18 protein-coding genes and 2 pseudogenes are annotated in these 21,380 nt (G+C 46.5%); 13 read left to right on the top strand and 7 right to left on the bottom strand.

Annotated features, from left to right (window positions below; translation table 11 throughout):
* Positions 1 to 332: 332 nt before the first annotated feature.
* Together J8N69_RS04540 and J8N69_RS04535 are read left to right on the top strand one after the other, a co-directional pair.
* Positions 333 to 1,499: pseudogene (locus J8N69_RS04540) on the top strand (IS5 family transposase); the annotation flags it as partial.
* 317 nt (positions 1,500 to 1,816) lie between these two features.
* Entirely contained in the window at positions 1,817 to 2,557 is a 741-nt protein-coding gene (locus J8N69_RS04535) for a class II aldolase/adducin family protein (RefSeq protein ID WP_114413676.1), read from the top strand.
* Between the two features lie 29 nt (positions 2,558 to 2,586).
* Here the strand turns inward: J8N69_RS04535 and J8N69_RS04530 are convergent, their stop codons facing one another.
* From J8N69_RS04530 to J8N69_RS04520, 3 genes are read right to left on the bottom strand one after another with little or no spacing between them, the layout of a single operon-like run.
* A complete protein-coding gene (locus tag J8N69_RS04530) occupies positions 2,587 to 3,453 on the bottom strand; it encodes a DMT family transporter (RefSeq protein ID WP_227804022.1) in 867 nt (288 codons plus the stop codon).
* Positions 3,454 to 3,511: 58 nt separating this feature from the next.
* Positions 3,512 to 5,419 (bottom strand): TRAP transporter permease, encoded by a 1,908-nt coding sequence (locus tag J8N69_RS04525; RefSeq protein WP_114413678.1) that lies wholly within the window; start codon positions 5,417 to 5,419, stop codon positions 3,512 to 3,514.
* 36 nt (positions 5,420 to 5,455) lie between these two features.
* Positions 5,456 to 6,451, bottom strand: a complete 996-nt coding sequence (locus J8N69_RS04520; protein WP_168826722.1) for a TAXI family TRAP transporter solute-binding subunit — start codon at positions 6,449 to 6,451, stop codon at positions 5,456 to 5,458.
* Positions 6,452 to 6,837: 386 nt separating this feature from the next.
* Between J8N69_RS04520 and J8N69_RS04515 the strand changes: the two are divergent.
* Positions 6,838 to 7,280, top strand: a pseudogene (locus J8N69_RS04515) (transposase); the annotation flags it as partial.
* 158 nt (positions 7,281 to 7,438) lie between these two features.
* Here J8N69_RS04515 and J8N69_RS04510 read toward each other — a convergent pair.
* Positions 7,439 to 8,476, bottom strand: coding sequence for an IS5 family transposase (locus tag J8N69_RS04510; protein ID WP_114413680.1), 1,038 nt, complete (start codon positions 8,474 to 8,476; stop codon positions 7,439 to 7,441).
* A 276-nt stretch (positions 8,477 to 8,752) separates the two neighbouring features.
* On the opposite strand from J8N69_RS04510, the gene J8N69_RS04505 reads away from it, so the two are divergent.
* From J8N69_RS04505 to J8N69_RS04490, 4 genes are all read left to right on the top strand, one after another.
* On the top strand, positions 8,753 to 9,013 hold the full coding sequence (locus J8N69_RS04505) for a hypothetical protein (protein ID WP_168826724.1): 261 nt from the start codon (positions 8,753 to 8,755) through the stop codon (positions 9,011 to 9,013).
* A gap of 325 nt (positions 9,014 to 9,338) precedes the next feature.
* Positions 9,339 to 9,815, top strand: a complete 477-nt coding sequence (locus J8N69_RS04500) for a GAF domain-containing protein (RefSeq protein WP_168826726.1) — start codon at positions 9,339 to 9,341, stop codon at positions 9,813 to 9,815.
* Between the two features lie 46 nt (positions 9,816 to 9,861).
* Positions 9,862 to 11,012 (top strand): IS3 family transposase gene (locus J8N69_RS04495; protein WP_148832237.1). Its coding sequence is split into 2 segments (ribosomal slippage): positions 9,862 to 10,099 and positions 10,099 to 11,012, totalling 1,152 coding nucleotides; the frame shifts between segments, so codons are not numbered across the junction.
* Between the two features lie 49 nt (positions 11,013 to 11,061).
* Positions 11,062 to 11,961, top strand: coding sequence for a sensor domain-containing diguanylate cyclase (locus J8N69_RS04490; protein ID WP_168826728.1), 900 nt, complete (start codon positions 11,062 to 11,064; stop codon positions 11,959 to 11,961).
* 68 nt (positions 11,962 to 12,029) lie between these two features.
* Here J8N69_RS04490 and J8N69_RS04485 read toward each other — a convergent pair whose 3' ends face one another.
* Positions 12,030 to 12,911 (bottom strand): MBL fold metallo-hydrolase, encoded by an 882-nt coding sequence (locus J8N69_RS04485; protein WP_168826730.1) that lies wholly within the window; start codon positions 12,909 to 12,911, stop codon positions 12,030 to 12,032.
* Between the two features lie 315 nt (positions 12,912 to 13,226).
* On the opposite strand from J8N69_RS04485, the gene J8N69_RS04480 reads away from it, so the two are divergent.
* The 4 genes from J8N69_RS04480 (at position 13,227) to J8N69_RS04465 (ending at position 17,382) form a co-directional block, all read left to right on the top strand.
* A complete protein-coding gene (locus J8N69_RS04480; RefSeq protein WP_168826732.1) occupies positions 13,227 to 14,369 on the top strand; it encodes a methyl-accepting chemotaxis protein in 1,143 nt (380 codons plus the stop codon).
* Positions 14,366 to 15,214 carry a nitrate- and nitrite sensing domain-containing protein gene (locus J8N69_RS04475; protein WP_168826734.1) on the top strand — a complete coding sequence of 283 codons (849 nt, stop codon included), beginning with the start codon at positions 14,366 to 14,368 and terminating at the stop codon, positions 15,212 to 15,214. The genes J8N69_RS04480 and J8N69_RS04475 overlap by 4 nt, the downstream gene beginning before the upstream one ends.
* Before the next feature lie 12 nt (positions 15,215 to 15,226).
* The gene (locus J8N69_RS04470) at positions 15,227 to 16,453 is read left to right on the top strand and encodes an EAL domain-containing protein (protein WP_168826736.1); all 1,227 of its coding nucleotides are present in this window, start codon (positions 15,227 to 15,229) and stop codon (positions 16,451 to 16,453) included.
* Between the two features lie 95 nt (positions 16,454 to 16,548).
* Positions 16,549 to 17,382, top strand: coding sequence for an SDR family NAD(P)-dependent oxidoreductase (locus J8N69_RS04465; protein WP_168826739.1), 834 nt, complete (start codon positions 16,549 to 16,551; stop codon positions 17,380 to 17,382).
* 5 nt (positions 17,383 to 17,387) lie between these two features.
* Here the strand turns inward: J8N69_RS04465 and J8N69_RS04460 are convergent, their stop codons facing one another.
* Positions 17,388 to 18,401 carry an alpha/beta hydrolase gene (locus tag J8N69_RS04460; RefSeq protein WP_168826741.1) on the bottom strand — a complete coding sequence of 338 codons (1,014 nt, stop codon included), beginning with the start codon at positions 18,399 to 18,401 and terminating at the stop codon, positions 17,388 to 17,390.
* A gap of 39 nt (positions 18,402 to 18,440) precedes the next feature.
* Positions 18,441 to 18,728, bottom strand: a complete 288-nt coding sequence (locus J8N69_RS04455; protein WP_168826743.1) for an HlyU family transcriptional regulator — start codon at positions 18,726 to 18,728, stop codon at positions 18,441 to 18,443.
* Positions 18,729 to 18,924: 196 nt separating this feature from the next.
* Between J8N69_RS04455 and J8N69_RS04450 the strand changes: the two genes are divergently transcribed.
* Positions 18,925 to 19,902, top strand: coding sequence for a LacI family DNA-binding transcriptional regulator (locus J8N69_RS04450; RefSeq protein WP_168826745.1), 978 nt, complete (start codon positions 18,925 to 18,927; stop codon positions 19,900 to 19,902).
* A gap of 168 nt (positions 19,903 to 20,070) precedes the next feature.
* A complete protein-coding gene (locus tag J8N69_RS04445) occupies positions 20,071 to 21,309 on the top strand; it encodes an ABC transporter substrate-binding protein (protein WP_211085151.1) in 1,239 nt (412 codons plus the stop codon).
* The last annotated feature ends 71 nt before the right edge of the window (positions 21,310 to 21,380 follow it).

Genomic DNA, 21,380 nt, shown 5'->3' with positions numbered 1-21,380 from the left:
ATTTTTGAGTATCGATTCTACCACATGAAGTGGATTTTATTGATAATTATTAGGTATGTAATATTTTTAACGAGGAGGCCTCAATCAGCAAACTGCTGAAAGTTATCGATTGAGGCATCCGGTATAGTTTGAAGTCGATCATCCAATACTGAAGGTCCATTTGTCGCGCATTTGAGATGTTTAACGGCAGTTGATAGTTCTTTGCGAGTTTTGCTGCGTTTGCTGGTAAATTCGGTGTCGGCGAAGGAAAGCTGGTTTATGATCGGCTGGATTCGTAGTCAGATTAAGTCGGCAAGATTATCTCATGTTACCGACTTAATCGCATGTTCCCTAAGGTTATTGATTGGAACCAGTTGGACAATGAATTGGGGAGACACTTCTCAACGGTGGGTGCATCCGCGTTACCCACTCGCCTTATGGCGGGATTGCTGTATTTGCAACACTTGCATAATTTGTCTGACGACATGGTATTAGAGCAATGGCTTGAATCGCCTTACTACCAATACTTTTGCGGCGAAACCTTTTTCCAACACGACTTTCCGTGTCATCCAACCAGTCTTGTAAAATGGCGAAAACGGTTAGGAGAAGAAGGCTGTGAATGGCTGTTAACCCAGACGATACAAGCAGGTTTAAAACTTAAAGTCATCAAACCAGCAAGTCTAAAGCGAGTAGTGGTCGACACCACGGTACAAGAAAAAAATATCACCTTCCCAACGGATGCCAAGCTCTACAACAAGGCTAGACAACAGCTTACTCAGGTCGCCAAAGAACAAGGCATCACGTTAAGACAAACCTACGACAAAGCTTGTCATGAACTAATGCCAAAAATTGGCCGCTATGGTCATGCCAAGCAATACAAGCGCATGAGAAAAGCCATTAAGCAAGTCAAAGGCTTTTTAGGGAGAGTGCTGCGGGACATTGACCGGCAAGTAAAACGACAAGGGTTAACGCTCACCCAAAAACAGGAAGACACACTTAACCAAGCCTATCGATTACTAAAACAAACTCGCCAGAGCAAAAACAAACTCTACAGCCTGCATGAACCCAATGTGGATTGCATATCCAAAGGCAAAGCGCATAAACGCTACGAATTTGGCGTGAAAGCCAGCATAGCCGTGACCGCTAAAGAATCCTTCATTGTGGGCGCAAGAAGCTATCCCGGTAATCCGTATGATGGGCACACCCTGAAAGATCAACTGCAACAAGTAGAAACCTTGATGGGGCGAAAGCCTGAAACCTGTTTTGTTGACCGAGGATATAAAGGGTCAGGTGTGGAAGATATTAAAGTCTTGATTGCAGGTCAAAAACGCGGAGTCCCCAAGAAAGAGAAGAACTGGATGGGGAGAAGAAATAGCGTAGAGCCTATCATCGGGCACCTCAAATCAGACGGAAAACTCAGACGATGCTTCCTCAAGGGAATACTGGGCGATGCGATTAACGTGATCCTAAGCGCCTGTGGCCAAAACCTTCGTAAGCTGCTGAAGTGGCTTCATTTTGCCTTGATCCGGTGTGGCATTTATAGCGGGATGAGATTGATACAAGCCTTATTGCCGAGAAGGCTAGAAAATGAAATGGCGCTTTAGACTAAAAACGCCATTATTCAGGGACGACTAATTAGCTGAGCTATCAATGATTCTGTAAAAACCTCTAATCAAATCTCGAATTCCTGATTCTTTTAGTGCCTGATAAGGAAAATAATAATTCATCATTTATTTTCCTTTCTATACGGTATAAGATAAAATTATTAGATTGCTAATTATGTTTCGTTAACTAGCATTTTTGAATCTTTAATCTATAAAAAAGAAAAGGAATATCCATGAATGATACAATATTAGAAAGCGTAATAAATGATCTAGTGACTGCAAATTTAATTTTATTTAATGAAGGTGTACTGGATGCTTTCGGTCATGTAAGCGTAAGAAATCCTCATAACAGAGATCATTTTTTCTTAGCTCGAAATATGGCCCCAGGGCTTGTTACCAAAGAGGATATACTAGAGTTTAACCTTGAGGGTGAAACTGTAAACAACGATCCCAGGAAGGTCTATCTAGAACGTTATATTCACAGTGAAATCTACCGGAAGCGAGATGATGTAGAAGCAATCGTCCATAGCCATTCTCATTCTGTTGTCCCCTTCAGTGTTGTAAAGTCCGCCTCTTTAAAACCTATGTGCCACATGAGTGGATTCATGGGTACAAGCGTCCCCATATTTGAGATACGAGATGTTGCGGGTGATGAAACCAACATGTTGATTACCAGCCAAGAACTTGGTTCTTCATTAACGCAATCTCTTGGAGAAAATACCTTAGTGCTGATGAGAGGACATGGCTCTACAGTCGTTGCTCCCAGCCTAAAACAAGCAGTTTATAGAGCGATTTATGTAGAAGTTAATGCACAATTACAGATCGAAGCTTCCAGACTAGGACCGGTTGAATTTCTATCAGAAGGAGAAGCACACGCCACTCAAATAACCAACGAAGGGCAAGTAGACCGCCCATGGAATCTATGGAAAACACGAGCGATAAAAGCTCAGAAGTCTTGGCTGCCAGAAGTTTGAGAGTAATCAACTTCAAACCAAGCACACTGCTAATTTTTAAATAGCGTTAGCAGTGTCACTCCAATAAATATACCGAATGTTCCGACGATTATCTGGTATCCAAATTTCTCATTTTTCTTTGAATAAAGCCAAGTTCCCACTAGTACAAATAACGGAGTGGTAGCAGCTAAGGGAGCAATTAGAAGTAGGTTTCCAATTGCCAACGATAGATAAAGAAAAATAGGTCCTATACTTGAAACTATTCCTGCGAAAAAAAAATAAGTAAATTCTCGGCCACTACATGAAACTTTACACCTAGTAACCAAAACATATAGGCTCAAGATAGTCCACGAGGAAGAAACTGTCACTGCACTAGCGAGTACAGGTGAATTAAGCTGGTCGATCCCCACCTTTCTAAGGGCAATAGATATCCCATAGGTTAATGATGCCAGAAGAGGATATAGTAAATATATCTGATGACCATTGGAAATTCCTAGATTAGCATTTGATCCGGAAAATATAGCAATCAACACCGAACCAGTGATGATCAAAAATCCGCCAAGTATTTGCACAACATTTCCGGACTCATCTAGAAACAACAACCCTATAAATACCGTTATCAAAGGATGGGTTAGGGTTAAGGCCGTCGTTGTATTCGCCCCTAACTTAGACATTCCAACGAACTGGAATAGCCGACCAAGTAACGGTGCAAATATACCCGAAATAATAAAAAACTTAAGATCGAGAAGATTAAGAGATTTAGGAATATCTATAAATAAGGTAGATAAAGCTAGTACAACGACATTGATGGTGAGTGTAATCCACAAAACAGAAAGGTGCGAGGCACTTTCACGACCTATTTTTACAAGTAAAAATGTAGCCGCAAACATAACAGAAGACAATAATGCATAAATCATTTCCACTGTGTTACCTCGCTTTAAAGTATATCCGGCTAGAGACCAATCCTTCTGAAAATTAAGCTAATTTGGCTGGAGACCTCAGATGAGGTGTGATCAGGACAACAGCCATCACCAAAGCGGTAGCAATGCCCAATGCGATGATACTCGGTGCTAAGAACATTAGACCAGCCACCAACAACATAGCCTGCGCTATGCCTGATAGAGGAGCTCTCCAGTATCCTTCTATTCCTGCACTTAGCACGATAACACCTAGGGAAGCAGTCAGGCAGTTCAGGATTATCCCAGTTATCGGACCTTCAAGTAGTAACCCTTCTCCATACATAAAGGCGAATGGAACCACGAATGCTGTAATCGCTAGCCTTACCGCTCCAACAGCTATTCCTAGTGGTTTCGCATCAGCAATAGCAGAAGCAGCAAATGCAGCGACAGCCACCGGCGGGGTCATAGCGGAAAGCACCGCAAAGTAAAGAATGAACATGTTTGACTGCATCGCAGAGAAATCAAGCGAACTTAAGGTCGGCCCTACCAATACTGCCGCGAGTATAAATGCTGAGGGTGTTGGCATCCCCATACCCAGTATAATCGCCAACAATGCTGAGATAATCAGAACCAATATACTGCTACTACCCGCAAGCATGAACACTAGGTCTGCAAATTTACCACCAAGTCCAGTCATTGAAATACCACCAATAACGAGACCAGCAGCTGCACAAGCAGCTGTTACCGAAACCATTCTAAGGGTCGTTTCACCGAGTGCTTCCCAAATGGATTTTAGACCCATGCGAGTCGAAGGCTTTATCGCAGCAACAGCAATGACACTTAAAGAAGCAAATGCTGCAACATATGTAGGCGAATACCCCATAACAAGAGCTACTGAAAGGACTAGTAGAGGAATAATGAACAATCCGCCGTTCGACATTGCTACTTTTACCGTTGAAACTTCGTTCTCCTCTAAACCTTTAAGGCCCATTTTTTCAGATCGCAAATGAACCTGTGTATAAACGCATACGTAGTAAAGTAATGCTGGCACAATGCCCGCGATAGCAATATCACGGTACTCGATACCCGTATACTCCGCCATGATAAATGCTGCTGACCCCATAACGGGGGGCAGCAAACTACCACCAGCCGAGGCAGCAACCTCAACACTTCCAGACAATGACTTCCCGTATCCCAAACGCTGCATCATAGGAATCGTGATAGACCCCGTCGTAACAACGTCCGATGTCGGACTACCTGACATCGTTCCATAAAGACCTGAAGAGATAACAGCGATCTTTGCTGGACCGCCTACACGTCTTCCCGCTACAGCTGATGCAAGATCAAAGAAGAAATCTGCTCCACCAGCTCGGGATAAAAAGGTACCAAAGAGAACAAATAGAAAAGCATAAGTTGCTGCCACTCGAAGTGGTACTCCAAATAGCCCATCACTGGTGAACATCATGATATCAAGAAAGTGATTATATCCCACTTCACGAAAACCAAGTCCCGCGGGCAAACCATGCCCAAAGAGATTGTAGAGCAAAAAAATCGTTACTACGCTGGTTAAGCCAAATCCGACTGTTCTTCGCGTGGCTTCGATTGTCAGGAAAAATAGTGCCGAGCCCGCAATAAGGTCGGGCATTTCCAGAGGAAATAACAACGTAATCCGTTCTACGATTCGAGAACTTTCTACTATAAAGTAAACACCGGCCGCTACGCTGGTAAGCGAAAGCACCCAGTCGATTAAACTTGGAGAATCAGTACGCCCCCTAGATCCAGACGTATACATTAAAAATAGAAGAGCTAGCATTGATGACAAAAATACGATCGTCATCGCAAAGAGATCGACGTAGACGATAGTAGTTGTGTAAATTACTCCTAACGCTATTATTGCTGCGATTGATTGGAGTATTCGGGCAAGCTTGGGACTCAACTGACGTTTAGTACCAGTCTCTAATATTGATGAAAGTATATTCGACATTTTATTAGCTCTTATAATTTTTATAAACTTATCAGCTTAACGTAAGCCTGCTTCTACCAGATACTTCAACGCACCTGGGTGGTATGGAACCACAGTGACAGAGGCCATAGCCTCAGGAGTTAACGCTTTCATAGCTGCATGTACACCAGCGATTTGCTGGTAATTTTCATAGATGGCCTTTGTTAGGTTGTAAGCTTTCTGATCATCCATATCAACTCTTACAGCGAGGGTTGCACCCAAGGACGGGGTATCGACCTTTCCTGGTGACCATTCATAGGTCCCTTCAGGAATAACAAAAGGAATTGTTCCACTTGCCTTGTTTACCGCTTCAACGGTTGCTGGATCCATGCCTAGCAAGGTTAATTCGACACTGTTAGCTGCCTGTTGAATAGAACTGTGGCGCACGAAGAGCGAGTTGATCATTAGATCTGCTCGGCGATCCGTAATCAAAGACACCTGTTCACTTGAAGCCGCATAGATAACTTTACCACCCCAGCTTTCGATATCCTTTTCAGTAACACCGATTGCATTCAGCATTTCAACGGCTACATTTGATGCGATGTTACCACGCTTGTTGATAGCAATTGTGATCGGTGGTTTAACTTTAGCGATATCTTCAAAGGTATGAATGCCATACTCTTCTGCAAAGCTGTTACGTACAAGCGTCTGCATCGGAGCCCAGGTATACAAATAGGAAAGAACACGAATGGAATCTATCGGTTCGCGAAACGGTAATCCCCCTTTTTTAGCCAATAGCAATTCTGCATCGTGAACAATGGCCAGATCCGCTTGATTCCGGTCTAGCTGACCAATGTTGGCAATACCACCACCAGAGGTTTGATAAGTTATTTTTGAATCAGGATATGCAGCTCTGACGCTTGAATCTAAACCAGCGCCTAATAAGCTCCACAGCCCTCCCGGAGACGCACCTGCAATAGTCATTTCATATGACTCAGCCTGTACAGTTGGCATTTGAAGCAATGCAGCTGCCGTTAACGAAACTGCAAGACACTTTTTCAAACTTGATAACATAGTTAAATTCCTCTTATTTTTTTATATTGGTAGTCAACCAACTATGTAAAGCGTTATGTGTATTGTCTTCAGCTGCCGGATTACACGACAGCCAATAAATATCTCACCCTTCCTCTAGACCTCCTACGTTATTATCTATGCATTACACACATTCTCTAGCTCACATGTGATGCACTTACAGACTAACCACCTAACTGACGCAACTATTAAGTCAGACTTCATTAACTTAAAGTTAGGTGGCTAATTTTTATAAGGGTAGATATAAATTTGATTCAGGTCAACACAAATAATTCGCCATCGAATTATTTGTGTTGATTAGGGAACATGCGATTAAGTCGGTAACATGAGACAATCTTGCCGACTTAATCTGACTACGACTCCAGCCGATCATGAACCAGCTTTCCTTCGCCGACACAGAATTTACCAGCAAACGCCGCAAAACTCGCAAAGAACTCTTCCTTGGTAGAATGGATGAGTTGATTCCTTGGCAGCTGCTTGAAGACCAAATTGAAAAAAGCAGGCAATGGTCGTCGCCCCTATCCTTTGTCTACCATGTTGCGTATTCATTTTATGCTGAACTGGTACAACATGGCTGGGCAGGCATTCCAGGGACCCAGCCATGGAGGACGCGCTTTACGAGATTACCTCTATGCGGCTGTTTGCTGGGTTATCTTTAGAAGGAGCAATATCTGATCACACCACCATTATGAATTTTAGGCATTTACTGGAAAAGCATAAGCTTGGACGTAAGCTCTTTAAAGAAGTCCACAAATGGCTATCAGATTCGGGGATTTACTTTAAAGAAGGCACCATCGTTGACGCGACTATTGGGCGCCTCGAAAAAACCTGCTGCTCGTCGTCTGAACAGCTAAACTGCCCGGAACAGCTGTTTTCGACTTGATATCATGCCGGTCTCGGGGGGCAGTGGCACCGGCTGCGGTCGTCTCTCAGTGTGCCCATCAGGCACATTGAGCCGCCACCAACGACTCAAAATGCCTTAATCCCGGCCCGCTGAAAGGACACCAACCGCTTCAGGTTGTAGCAGGCGGCCATCATTGTCATCGCAAAGTTGGCCCTCGCCTGACCCACTGTGCGGATCAACTTGCCCCCCATCTGATCGATGCTGGCGAACACATGCTCGACGCGGGCACGGGTTTTGGCGATCCGCTTATTGCGACGTTGCTGGCACTCCGATAACGGTTTCTGGCGGTGGCCTTTGCGCTGAATATGGTTGCGGTAGCCGTGCTCTTTCAGCCAGCCTTCCCGCTCGGTCGATGGGTAACCGCGATCGGCATAGATGTCCTGACTGGTGTTGTACCGATCAAGAACAGCCTCGAAGTGCTGGCTGTCATGCTCTTTGGCGGTGTCACATTGAAAACGCCGGATCACCTTGTACTTGGCATCGACATTGATTGAGAGTTTGTAGCCAAAATGGCTTTTCCCGTACTTCTTCGTCCAGCTGGCATCGGTATCCTTTTGCCGTCGTTTGACGGGCTTCCAGTCGATAGGCATGGCTTTTTGATCCAGCATCTCTTTGTCACTGCGTCGGTTATGCTGCTTGGGGGCTGGCACCAGGGTGGCATCAATGATCTGGCCACCACGGGCGATGAAGCCCTGCTTGAACAGTTGTGCCGACACACCGTCGAACAAGGCCTGAGCACCGGCTTCGCCGATGCGATTTTCAAAGTGCCAAATCGTGGTGCGATCCGGAATGTTGATCGCTTGGGTCAGCCCGCAGAAGCGTTGATAGCTCATACGGTCCAGTAGCTGGTACTCCATCTGTTCATCCGACAGGTTGTAGAGGCGCTTAAGTACCAGGATGCGGACCATGGTTTCAGTGGGGTACGGCGGTCGCCCGCCCTGAGTGCTGTCAACGCGAGGCGCGATAGAGTCAACTTCAGCGGCCAGTGCAGAAAAATTGATGTGCTGCTCAATCTCGGCCAAAGGATCGCCGGTCCGGTCGATCTTTTCACGGTGATGTTCGCTGGCAAAGAGGTCGTCTTTGATCGCGCTACGCTTCTTCATGGTACTGAACTATCGGGTGTTAGTGGTTGCTCGATACTATCACAGGGTTACCGGTGCTGTGAGCGAGGTTTTTCGAGGTGCCCTAAAGTGAATGCGTAGCATGGTAGCGAGAGGGTATGGGTGCGACCATTGCCAGCTTATGGGGAGAAAGGTTCAACTTGACCTTCAAGCAGCTGCCATGGGCTCAGTTCATCCATCCGGCCAACCAAGGGGAAGTTCTTTACGGGGGGGGCTGCGTTTGCTGGTAAATTCGGTATCGGTGAAGGGAGCTGGTTTATGATGAGTAAGAGTCATAGTAGATTGAAGTCGGCTAGATTATCTCATGTTATCCACTTAATCGCATGTTCCTTAGCCTCATCGATGAACATTGCAGCTTTTAAACTCGGTAATTCTATTGGTAAGGCGTTAGGTGGATTTGTTATCTATTTAGAGCTTTGGCCATCTGCGGTAGTATTAACTGGTGCTGTGGCACCTGCTATGGGATTGGTGCTTTGCATCTTTTATAAAAGAGCAGAGCTCAAAGCAGTAATAATCTGAAAGAGTGCTATTGATCCTTAGTTCAAACTCCTGTTTACTCGAAGATGAGATGAGGGTGTAAAAATATCAAACTTTAATGTCAAGGGAGTGGGTAAGGTAGAGTTAAAAAATATCAAACTTTACTTTACTCAGGCCATCTAAAGCGTCATTTTCATATCAAACTATAATGTCGCTGTACATTTCTTTATTTTAAAGGAGTTTGACTTTTTTGCCTCGTGTGACAAAAATTAGTCCTTGATAGCAGAGTGGAAAGTCCGATAGTTTTATGGAAATGCTTAATCTATAATCCGCGGATCTTTGGCCTCTATCATAGGAAGGGCTTCACATGCACCAATCAACAGGTACAGAAAACGAAGTTGCACGGCTCAGAGCGCTTCAAGAACTGGGACTTCTTGAAATGCCTGATGATAAGCGCTTTGACCGCATTACTCGCCTCGCAAAGGTTATCTTTGATACGCCTATTGTCTTTATTAGTTTTGTTGATGAAGAGCAGCAGTTTTTCAGGTCCAGTATGGGCATTGATATCACCAGTACACCACGAAGTATTTCATTCTGCCAGTACGCCATTGAACACGATCAATTAATGATTATTGAGGATGCTCTTTTGGACAATCGCTTTAAAACCAATCCCTTGGTAACAGGCGAACCACACATACGTTTTTATGCGGGCGCTGTGTTGAGGTCCTATGATCAGTACGCGATAGGCACCCTGTGCATTATTGATACCAAGCCGCGCACCTTGACGGCCCAAGAGCAAACATTACTTTTGGATTTGGCTCAAGGTGGTATGGACCCACTTTAATAGACATCTCATAGCTATATAATAATAGGTAAAAATGAGGTGAATTATGAGTGGAAAACGCTATACCGATGAGTTCAAAATTGAAGCCGTTAAACAAGTCACTGAGCGCGGCTATAAGATTGCAGAAGTGGCTGAGCGACTCGGCGTTAGTTACAAAAGTATGCATGATTGGATTGCCCGATACAGCAAACCAGAAGTGACCAGAAAAGCGGAAGATTCAGCTCTGTCAGAGGTCCAGCGACTCAAAGCTGAACTTAAACGGGTGACCGAAGAGAGGGACATTTTAAAGGAGGCCGCCGTGTACTTTGCCGGGGAGTCAAAGAAAAGTACACGTTCATAAAATCACGGCTCCACGACTATTCTATTGTTGTCTTGTGTCGAACACTGCAAGTCCATAGGAGCGGTTTTTACGCTTGGCTGGACTGTCCAAAAAGTCGACGAGAGCAAGAAGATGATGAACTTGCCATCACCATTAAAACGCATTGGCTTGAGAGTGGTTGTGTTTACGGATACCGCAATATCACCAAAGACCTAAAAGGAGAAGGTAAGTCTTGTGGGAAAAATCGAGTGCTAAGGGTGATGCGCCGCGAGGGTTTAAAAGCGCTAATAGGCTACAAACGCCACCCTGTTTTTTATCGTGGGTCTGAACGTAATACAGCCCCCAACACACTAAATAGAGAGTTTATTGTCCCAGAACCAGATCAAGTATGGGTAACCGATTTTACGTACATCCGGACAAAAGAAGGCTGGCTTTACGTGACCGTCGTTGTTGATCTATTTTCTAGATTGGTCGTAGGATGGTCAATGAGATCAAAGGCGACAGCGGAGTCAGTTATTGATGCTTTACTCATGGCGATTTGGCGACGACGCCCCACAAAAAGAGTACTGGTACACTCAGATCAAGGCGCTCAATATACCTCGAAAGATTGGCAAACCTTCTTAAAAGATAATAATCTAGAAGCCAGTATGAGTCGTCGTGGTAACTGCCATGATAATGCTGTTGCGGAAAGCTTTTTCTCATTGTTAAAAAAAGAAAGAGTCCGCAATCGAACCTACAAAACAAGAAGTGATGCTCGTTCAGAGATTTTTGATTATATCGAATGCTTTTATAATCCAAAGCGACACCATGGATCAAATAATGGATTATCGCCACTGCAATATGAGAAGCGATATTTTACGGAGCTAGAAACTGTCTAGAAAACTGGGTCCATACCAAGGTGCTCAAAACGAATTACACCTTCATTATATGAACATCTTACAACAAGAAAATCAGCGTTTATCTTGGATAAGTGGGCAAATATCCAGTGGTGTTTTATACACAGATATCAATAAACGTGTGGTGTGGTGTAACGATGGGTTTAGTCGATTATCCGGTTATGGGCTTGATGAGTTAAAAGGCAAAAAGCCCAGTGATGTCTTGCAAGGGCCCGAGACCTCAGAAACAACCATTCAGAAGTTAAGGCGACAGATAGACAAAGGTTGGCCTTTTGAGGCGGATATTCTTAATTATAATAAAAGTGGCAAAAAGTATTGGGTGCATTTAGATGGCGTCCCATTGAGAGGTAACTCTGGCGATATTTATGGCTATATCGCCATACAGCGCGATGTGACGGCAAAGATGAACCGTTATCTTGAGTTGAAAAAGCTAGCTTATGTTGATGACTTAACGGGCTTAGCGAATCGAAGGTACTTAGAAGAGCGCTTAAGGCAACTCATGACGCCCACTTCTATTAATACACATCTGGCGCTTTTTATCATAGATCTCAATGGCTTCAAAAGGATTAATGATACTTTTGGGCACCAAGCGGGTGATGAAGCACTGGCTGAAATTGCTTCTCGATTAATTAATGTCACCAAGCAAGAAGACATTACCGCAAGACTGGGTGGCGATGAATTTGCCATCGTAATTGACGACATCTCTCAGGGTGACATTTCACAAATTTGTGATCGTTTACTTAAATCGTGCTTAGAACCTATTTTGCTAGAAAGCGGTGATCAGGTCAGTTTCGGGATGAGCATTGGTGTCGCGCGCTATCCTGATGACGCCACGACGGTAAAAAGCTTGCTGCATTTGGCGGATCAGGCGATGTATGTTGCTAAAAAGAATGAGTCTGGCGCGGCGTTTCATAACGAACTGAATGAGTAATGTCTTAAAGGTATTTTAGGATTTAGGGGGTTAACATCATCGAAACACGATAACGTTAACCTCTATTGTTACTTAAACGCATTGAGTGGGATTTTTAAGTAACACAAGCCATTGCCTTCTGGCTCTGGCATGTGTCCTGCTCGCATATTGATTTGCAGTGATGGCAAAATCAGACGCGGCATGGCCAATGTTTTGTCGCGAGTTTCACGTAATTCAACAAAGGCTTTTTTATTGATGCCTTGTTTAACGTGGATGTTTAATTCGCGCTGAGCCTTTACGGTGGTTTCATATTCCAACTCACGACCATTTGGGCAGTAGTCATGGCACATGAAAATGCGATGATCTTCTGGCAAGGCTAAGATTTTTTGCACGGAATCGAACAATATCCCGGCGTCTCCACCGGGGAAGTCCGCTCGTGCTGTCCCCGCATCTGGCATGAACAAGGTATCGCCAACAAAGACCGCATCGCCTAAAACATGGGTAAAGCAAGCGGGAGTATGACCGGGTGTGTGAAGCGCGGTGCATTGCATTTTGCCAATGTAAAATGGTTCGCCGTCTTTAAATAAATAATCAAACTGAGAGCCGTCATGTAGGAAGTCAGCACCTTCGTTGAAGATCTTGCCAAAGGTGTCTTGAACGGTCGTGATTTGTTCGCCAATGCCAATTTTGCCACCCACTTTGCTTTGAATATAAGGTGCCGCAGACAGGTGGTCTGCATGGACATGAGTTTCAATGAGCCATTCAACTTTGAGCTTATGAGTCGTGACGTAAGCAATAATGTCATCGGCGCCTTTGTGGGATGTGCCGCCAGAGGCATAGTCGAAATCCAATACGCTGTCGACGATGGCGCAGCTGTCAGACGCTGGGTCTTTCACCACATAAGAGAAGGTACTAGAGTCTTTATCAAAAAAAGCCGTGACATTAGGTTGGCGGGTGGCGTCAGTGGTCATGTTTCCCTCGTTGTGTTCAGTTGGTCAATTAATACTAATTATTAGATATATCTAATATAAAGGTTAAGCAGACAAAAATAAACACCGCAAAGACGAATCATCGACGCTGCCGTGTTTTATCAGCAAAGTGAATGGCGCTGTCGGCGCTTTATATTTAATCCATACTGATTCCTATGGCATCATTATTGCTTGAGTTTACCCAAGACAGATCAAATCAGGACACGTTCCTGCTAGGCAAAGGCGCCTGAATCCACAGCAGCAAATCTGCAGTGGATTCAGGCGCCTTTTTTTGTACCTCATTGGAGAGACTGGAACATGAAGTGGCTTACTTATCCGGCATTTTTGTTGCTGCACACACTGGGCATCATCGGCATGCTTCGTACTTTATTGGGTATTACTCTCGTCGGTGGCACCATCACCCTAGTGGCACCGTCGCGGCCAGCGGAACTGCTGTGGCTGGTGTTGGCCTATTTGGCGGTTGCTAGCCTATGGCTGCTATTGCAAGAGATAGGGCAGTTGCAACGCTATTGTGAAGAGGCGGCTCAGCATGGTGCTCAAGATGCTATCAGCGCTGGTCAGTGGCGGTTGTTGCAGCCTGTTAGCCGTGGGTTTCAGCAGTGGCTGAACCGAGAACAACGTCAACAACAGTTGTTGCAGCAGCGCCTGGATGAAATATCCCATTCGTCACATGAACTCGAACAAAGTGCCGCTCTAGTGACCCGCAATGCTGAGGGGCAAAGCGATTCGGCCACTGTTGCCGCGGCGGCGGTAGAAGAGCTGAATGTGAGCATTATGCAGGTGGCCGCACTGGCGGCGGACTCGCGCCAGACCAGTGTTGTCGCCAGTGAACAGTTGGCCGACGGCATTGAGCAACTCACCAATTTGGTGCGACAGGTGTCTGAGATGGCGCAGCAGGCGATCACCACTGACGAGCTTATCCGCCAACTGAACAGCAACTCGCACACTATCAATGAAATGTCCGGTACCATCCGTAGTATTGCTGATCAGACCAATCTGCTCGCCTTGAATGCCGCCATCGAAGCGGCGCGGGCGGGCGAGAGTGGCCGTGGTTTCGCTGTGGTGGCCGATGAAGTACGCCGTTTGGCCATGCACAGCCAAGAGTCCGCCGCAGAAATCAGTCGTAACATCGAATCGGTGCAACAGCACATTAGGGAGGCCACGGTTCAGGTGTCCGATCTGACCGGTTTGGCGCACCGCAGCGCCGACAGTTCAGAAACGGTGCGCGCGCTGCTCAACCAAGTACAGCAGTACACGCAACAATTAACGGGACAAGTCGATCAAGTGGCGGTCAGTACCGAACAGCAAGGTCTGGCCGTGGCGGAAATTGCCGAGCTGGCCGATCGCGTTCGTCAAGGCAATGCTGATAACCTGCAGGCCGCCGCTCAGGCGCGTACCATTGCCCACCATCTGGCTCATTTGACAGGACAATCCGTATGAATAATATCGACTACGCGCTACCGCTCTTGCTCGTCACTTTGATGCTATTGGCTCTGTTATTTTATGGCTTGCACTGGCGTCTGCAACAGAAAAAACGCTCACATATCCAGTCGAACATCGGTCAATTGGCGTTGCTGCGAGGGCTGATTGGCGGGTTTCAGCGCCATCGCGGCCTGAGCAATGGCGTGCTCTGCGGCGATACCAGCATGAGCCATGACCTTGCGACTATCCGTCAAGGGCTGGATCAGCATATTCGCACCGCCCAGGCATTCGACAGTACACATCGAGACGCTTGGAACAGTCTGATCGACCATTGGTCGCGCATGCGTGAAGGACGCAGTAGTGACCGAGCGAACAACCTAATACAGCATCATTTGATTATTCGTAATAGCATTTTTCTGATGGAAGACGTGGCCAGCGAGATCGACCTAACAGAAGGTCGAGCGGAACTGAGCTATTTACCCTGTATCTGGCGCGAGGTCATTCAGGCGGCAGAATGGGCCGGACAGGCGCGCGCTTTGGGCACTGGCATCGCGGCGGCTGGTCAGAGTAGTGTTGAACAACGGGTAAGAATGCATTTTCTCTATCAGAAAATTGAATTGCTGGCGGGCAAGGCTTTTGCCACGCTGCAACCGCATGTTACCGAACACCCACAGACAAATGGGTTTCGCTTGCAACATTGTGAGCAAGTGGTGGCTGATTTTCTAGGTTGCATAAAGCAGGAGTTGCTCGGATCGGAACCTCCAGTAATTGCCGCCAAAACCTATTTTCAACACGCCACCAAGGCCATCGATGAACTGCTGGCCTTGGTGGATGCCGCGTTGGCTCAGCTATCGTCACGCTAAGGAAGATTTTCGATGTTAAATATCGCCCGGTTAAGTGATGACAAGGTCGACACCCACTATCGAGGTCTGTCACTAAGCAGCCATTTTCAGCCGATATTCAGTATCGCTCACGGCAGAGCGGTGGGGTATGAAGGGCTGATTCGCGCGCATCGTCCAGATGGAACGGCAGAGCCGCCGGCGGGTTTGTTGTCTATACCATGTAACGGTAGGGAGTGTCTGGATCTTGACCGTACTTGTCGAACCTTGCATGTGCATAATTTTGCGCGCCAAGCGACGGGGGAGGCTTGGTTGTTTCTTAATTTGAATTCTCAGTACTTGGTGAGCGAGCAACCGGACATAGGCTTTACCCGAGATCTTCTACAGACAAGTGGCATTGCGGCGCACCGGCTGGTGATTGAGATCATTGAAAGTGAAGTCAGTGATCATGCTCAGTTGAAGCATTTCGTTAGTCATTTTCGCCAGTTGGGCTGTCTGATTGCCATTGATGATTTTGGCGCTGGGCATTCCAACTTCGACCGTATCTGGGATTTAGAGCCCGACATTGTCAAGATCGACCGCCGTTTGATCCAGGATGCAGGCCAATCGCGTCGGGTGGAACGGATTCTCACTGGTATCGTCAGCTTGCTGCATGAAGCGGGCAGTCTAGTGGTGGTGGAAGGCGTGGAAACCGAACACGAGGCTCTAGTGGCCATTGCCGCCAATGCCGACATGATTCAAGGTTTCTATTTTGCCAAACCACAGGCGCGCATTGACGCCGAACAGAGTTTTGCTACTACCTTCGACAATCTGCTGCGCGGTCAGCAGTGGCAAAGTGTTAAGCGCAACGCCGACTTGCAGCACTATGTGAGTGGAATAGAAGGTCTGTTTCATCGGGCCGTAACACACTTTGTCACCCATCAGCATTTTGAGCAAAGCAGCGCGGTACTCTTCAGCGACCCGCGCATGGTGCGCTGTTATCTACTCAATGCCGAGGGGTATCAGGTGTCGCGCAATGTGTATGCTCCTCATTATCAGCAACAGATGAATGCGCGCTTTGCGCCGCTGCTGTGTGGCGACCATGCCAACTGGTCGCACAAGCATTATCATTATCGAGCGTTAAAACAGCCGGGAATTATTCAGATCAGTCGGCCCTATCTGTCGGTTGCCGATTCGCGCATGTGCATCACGGTGTCGCAGACTGTCGTGGTCGGTGGCACGCTCTATGTCTTCTGTTGCGACCTTAACTGGCAAGAGCCATAAAGCGTTTGTTGCCGATTTAATACGGTAGAAAAGGCACTTTTCACGACATTTTGCTAACATCCCAAGCACGATGATGTTTTCCACAAGGAGCCACGATGCAATATTCTATTCTTATCACAGGTTGTTCGACGGGGATTGGGCTGGAAGCGGCGAGAATGCTTCAAGAACGCGACTTTTTAGTGGTGGCGAGTTGCCGCAAGCAAGAAGACGTAGCGGCGTTAAAAGCACAAGGTATGAAGCATGTTGTTCAGTTGGATTTAGCGGATTCGGCTTCCATTGCAAAGGGTCTAGAAGAGACTCTGGCGATTACCCATGGGCAACTTTTTGCGTTGTTCAATAATGGTGCTTATGGTCAGCCGGGGGCGGTGGAAGATTTGCCGGTCGATGTCTTAAAAGCTCAGTTTGAGAGTAACTTTTTTGGCACACACGAGCTAACAACCAAGGTGCTGAAAGTGATGCTGGCCCAAGGTTACGGGCGCATTGTGAATAACAGTTCGGTACTGGGCTTGGTGGCTGCGCCGTTTCGTGGCGCTTACAACGCCAGTAAATTTGCTCTTGAGGGTTTGACAGACACCTTGCGTTTGGAACTAGCGGACACGCCAATAAAAATAAGCCTGATTGAACCCGGTCCGATTGAAAGTCGGTTTCGTGCCAATGCCTTGCTGGCTCTGCAAAACAATATCGACATGGAAAATAGCCGCCATCAACAAGGCTACGCCGAAGCGATAGAACGGCTGAGCAAAGAAGGCGTAACGTCATCGCAAACCTTGCCTGCCAGTGCGGTGGTGAAAAAGCTGATCCATGCGCTAGAGTCGACTCGTCCCAGAGCGCGATATTATGTGACCTGGCCAACCTATGGTGCAGTTTTGATGAAACGCCTATTGCCTACTTGCTGGTTAGATTGGGTGATGCGCCGTCAAGGCGCGTGATCGGTTTAGTGTTTTTCAGTGAGCGTGTGAAGCCACGCTGTCATCGCCGATAAATAAGCAGTGCGAGCTGGCTCATGGGATAGGTATAAGTCATGAAAACCTTGTGGAATGCTCACTTGGGTGAGATTGCGGAAGGTTTTTTCGGCGCTTTGTTGCATGCTGTCGACATCGAGAACGCCATCGCCTTGCTGGACTTCTTCTGTCGTCCGTTTTCCTATGGTGCTGATGTCAGAACGGCATATAAGTGTAGGAATATCGAGGCGTTGATTGGCAAGATTGCGCTGCGCATGAATCACTTCTCTTAACCAATGAAAAGACAAATCGAAACCGTGGGCGGGTTTCCAATCTAAACGATAATCCCATTCGCCGCCAAACACGCAATGTATAGTTTTGGCGTATAGGGTGATTTTTTTTGCTCTTAAATAAGAAAACGGCAGCAAAGAGACCAAGATGCGAATCGGCCAACTAATGCGATTGAGTACCTTGGGAGGAAACGGTAAAGCCAGAAATGGGCTATTAAGCATTAAGCCGATGACGTCAGGAAAGGCTTTTTTATAGTAGCTTTCGCGCTCTGCCAAGGCGTAAGGTTGCGCCAAATAGGTCGAGGCAATTAAGCCGCCAGTAGAGTGGGCGAGTAGAACAACATGGTCTACTCCGTCTTGTTTTATGGTGGCCAAGGCTATGTCTAAGTCTTGCCCATATTGTTCAAGTGAATCACACCAATTGGGCGGTGTTGATGGACGAATAGAGCGGCCATAGCCTTGTAAGTCGACGGCATAAAAACGATAGCCCAAATCGATAAAATGCTCAGCGAGCCCTGTCTGGAAAAAATAATCCGTATAACCGTGTACATACAAAATGGCTTTTTTCGTGTTTGGATGACCAATGTGGTTAACCAGCGTGGTATGAACCTTGGTTTTAGGGCCAGCAAAGACGAAGGTACGAGCACGAAAGCCCGCGCCCAATAGGTCTTCACCGTCGTTCACTTGTTGCCAGTGTTGTCCAATTGGGGCGCTCATAATAGTCTTCTCGTTAGCGTGTTGGTTTGTGTTTTAGGCTTATTTAAAGATGCTCTCGCCAAGTTGGTCAATCGTTAATTTGGCTTTGCGTAGGGTAATCTCAATGCATTCGTCACGATTTGGCATGAGGTCAGAACGAATGAAATGATGTGTTTTTTGCTCTTCACCTTCACCTTTGGTAATCGTGGCGGCGACTCTATACTGACCGCCGTCTTTCATTGGCGCAGGTACGATTGAAAAACCTTTATGCTCCACCACGTCTTCGGCTTTTTCTGGGGCGCTTTCGCCGCCTGCAAATAGCCCTTTGAGGCCGGATAAAATACCCATAACTCTGTTCTCCTATACTGTGCTGTATTTTTTGGGATTGGCTGTATTCGTCAAATCATGGTCGCGTTTGTATTGACTAGCGATAGAATTACCACAGCTTAGCGGTTCTGTCTAAACAAAAGCCAGTCTATACTAGGAGCTTGATCTTTTTAAGGTTTCTATCACATTCTAAAATGCATTTGGTTCGGGGAAAACAATGAGCACCATTAATCAGGTTGCAAAACTGGCAGGTGTGTCCAAAGCCACTGTCTCTCGTGTGTTAAGCGGTACGACACCTGTTAAAGAAGAAACTCGAGGCAGAGTGTTGAATGCGGTAAAGTCTTTGTCTTATAGCCCAAATCAGGCGGCCCGTTCACTGGCGAGCAATAAGAGCTATACCATTGGTTTGGTGACGTCGAATATTGATACGGCGTATTACGGACCGGCGGCGAGTGGCGTTGAACGAGCCTTACGCGGCGGTGATCGTCACGTCATTATTGCTTGTGGTAATGGCTCTTTGGAAGGCGAGCGTGAGGCGGTCGATTTCCTCATTAAACGTCAAGTGGATGCCTTGGTGTTAATTACCAATTTCTTGTTAGAAGAAGAAATCGCCCAAATTAACCTTCGTTGTCCTGTTTTCGTTTTAAACCAAACGTTCCCGGGTGGCGATGATCATCATATCTCTTTCGATAATTTTGCCGGGGGTGAAATGGCGACCCAGTATCTTATCGATAAGGGCCATCGCAAGATTGCAACCGTAACGGGGCCGTTGTGGAAGTACGATGCTTATCAGCGTTATTTGGGTTGTCAAAAAGCCCTTGAAAAAGCCGGACTTGATTTGCATTTTCAGGCTGAAGGAAACTTTAGTGTTGAGTCTGGAATGAGCCATATGCGGTCTATTTTGGCGCTTGAAAATCGCCCCTCGGCAATATTTTTTGCCAATGATCTGATGGCGATGGGCGCGCTTCATGTTTGTGCTCAGCAAGGCATTAAAGCGCCTGAAGACGTGGCGATTATAGGCTTTGATGACCTGGATATGTCACAGTATTATTCGCCTAGTATTACCACCATAAAACTGCCCTTGTATGAGATGGCAGAAGCCACGGCATACCTGCTTTTAAACAGTATTTACCGTACTCGTTTCCCAGTTAAAAATAACTTTTCTCCTGAGTTAATTCCTCGTCAATCCGCGTAACGTTATCGATTAGTCTGCGAAAACAATTTTGTAAAAAATGTTGACGGGGAGGAGTTCTTGGTTAATATTTGCTCATGAAAGCGGTTTCATTTTAAGTTTTACCGCTTTCACTCAAGCTTTTCGCAAGAGAGTTTTGAGGACAAAAACCCAATAGAGGATAAAAATAATATGATGGGTAAAAAATTGTTTACTGCCACGCTAGGGGCAGGTGTCATGAGTTTTTCGGTCCAAGCGGCTGATTTAGAAGTGATTCATTGGTGGACATCGGGCGGTGAGCAAAAAGCCGTGACTGTGCTTGCTGAAGAGTTTAATAAACTGGGAAAGGATAAGTGGATAGATACCGCTGTCGCCCTAGGCGAAAATGCCCGTTCACTGACCATGCAGCGTATTCTGGGTGGCGATGCCCCCGGCGCGGCACAATTCAATACCTCTCGTCAGTTTGAAGAATTGATTGAAGAAGGTCTTCTCCTTGATTTGTCTCCCGTTGCGGAAAAAGAAGGTTGGACAGACTTTATTCGGCCTTCCAGTATTTTAAACCCCTGTATGAAAGATGGCGGCATTTATTGTGTGCCAGTGAATATTCATTCTGCGCAATGGCTGTGGACGAATAAGCAAGTCTTTGCCGATTCGGGGGTAAAAGAGCCTCATACTTGGGAAGAGTTTTTGGCGGCCGCGCCCAAAATCCAAGCCGCAGGTTACATTCCTTTAGCCTTTGGTGGTCAGGGTTGGCAAGAGCGCCATGTTTTTGATGTGGTGCTTATTGGCGTCACCGATGAAGCATTTTGGAATCGTCTGTGGAAAGAAAAAAGTGTCGACGCAGCGGGCAGTGAGCAAATGCGCAAAGTGTTTGAAACCTTTGGTGCGTTACGACAATTTACCGATACCGGTGCGCCCGGTCGAAATTGGAATGATGCCACTAACATGGTAATCACAGGCAAAGCGGCCGCTCAAGTAATGGGCGACTGGGCGCGTGGTGAATTTGCCGCCGCCGGTAAAGTCGCGGAAGTTGATTATGGCTGTATCCCTGGCCCCTCTCAACGGCCTTATCTTACTTTAGGGGGCGATGCCTTTATCTTCCCAAAATCCTCAGATAAATCGCTTGAGGCGGCGCAAATGAAATTGGCGTCGATGATGTTGAGCCCTGTCATTCAAGCGAAATTCAACAATACCAAAGGCTCTTTGCCGGTACGTGCCGATGTCGACCTCACTGTGGCGGATGCCTGCATGAAAAAAGGTCTCGCTTTATTGGATGACCCCAAGGCGTCCATTACACCAGCGAATGCTTATATTACGGAAGATACCAATGGCCAGATACAAGATTTAGTCTCCACTTTTTGGAATGAACCCAGTATGTCTGTAGACAGCGCGTTAAGCGTTTTCAAAGGCATTATCGAAGACGCTGAGTAATCACCTTCGTCAATGAATGACCACCGGTTTTCCTGGGTATGAATGGCTTAGAATGCTGTGCTGGTGGTCAA

This window comes from Marinomonas profundi (assembly GCF_020694005.1).
Lineage (GTDB): Bacteria > Pseudomonadota > Gammaproteobacteria > Pseudomonadales > Marinomonadaceae > Marinomonas > Marinomonas profundi.
This window is presented reverse-complemented; position numbering and strand designations above follow the sequence as displayed.

Bases quoted from the DNA above. Each gene is read 5' to 3' on its own strand.
- J8N69_RS04535 (WP_114413676.1), top strand. From the start codon at position 1,817: ATGAATGATACAATATTAGAAAGCGTAATAAATGATCTAGTGACTGCA.
- J8N69_RS04530 (WP_227804022.1), bottom strand. From the start codon at position 3,453: ATGATTTATGCATTATTGTCTTCTGTTATGTTTGCGGCTACATTTTTA.
- J8N69_RS04525 (WP_114413678.1), bottom strand. From the start codon at position 5,419: ATGTCGAATATACTTTCATCAATATTAGAGACTGGTACTAAACGTCAG.
- J8N69_RS04520 (WP_168826722.1), bottom strand. From the start codon at position 6,451: ATGTTATCAAGTTTGAAAAAGTGTCTTGCAGTTTCGTTAACGGCAGCT.
- J8N69_RS04510 (WP_114413680.1), bottom strand. From the start codon at position 8,476: ATGAAGAAGCGTAGCGCGATCAAAGACGACCTCTTTGCCAGCGAACAT.
- J8N69_RS04505 (WP_168826724.1), top strand. From the start codon at position 8,753: ATGATGAGTAAGAGTCATAGTAGATTGAAGTCGGCTAGATTATCTCAT.
- J8N69_RS04500 (WP_168826726.1), top strand. From the start codon at position 9,339: ATGCACCAATCAACAGGTACAGAAAACGAAGTTGCACGGCTCAGAGCG.
- J8N69_RS04490 (WP_168826728.1), top strand. From the start codon at position 11,062: ATGAACATCTTACAACAAGAAAATCAGCGTTTATCTTGGATAAGTGGG.
- J8N69_RS04485 (WP_168826730.1), bottom strand. From the start codon at position 12,911: ATGACCACTGACGCCACCCGCCAACCTAATGTCACGGCTTTTTTTGAT.
- J8N69_RS04480 (WP_168826732.1), top strand. From the start codon at position 13,227: ATGAAGTGGCTTACTTATCCGGCATTTTTGTTGCTGCACACACTGGGC.
- J8N69_RS04475 (WP_168826734.1), top strand. From the start codon at position 14,366: ATGAATAATATCGACTACGCGCTACCGCTCTTGCTCGTCACTTTGATG.
- J8N69_RS04470 (WP_168826736.1), top strand. From the start codon at position 15,227: ATGTTAAATATCGCCCGGTTAAGTGATGACAAGGTCGACACCCACTAT.
- J8N69_RS04465 (WP_168826739.1), top strand. From the start codon at position 16,549: ATGCAATATTCTATTCTTATCACAGGTTGTTCGACGGGGATTGGGCTG.
- J8N69_RS04460 (WP_168826741.1), bottom strand. From the start codon at position 18,401: ATGAGCGCCCCAATTGGACAACACTGGCAACAAGTGAACGACGGTGAA.
- J8N69_RS04455 (WP_168826743.1), bottom strand. From the start codon at position 18,728: ATGGGTATTTTATCCGGCCTCAAAGGGCTATTTGCAGGCGGCGAAAGC.
- J8N69_RS04450 (WP_168826745.1), top strand. From the start codon at position 18,925: ATGAGCACCATTAATCAGGTTGCAAAACTGGCAGGTGTGTCCAAAGCC.
- J8N69_RS04445 (WP_211085151.1), top strand. From the start codon at position 20,071: ATGATGGGTAAAAAATTGTTTACTGCCACGCTAGGGGCAGGTGTCATG.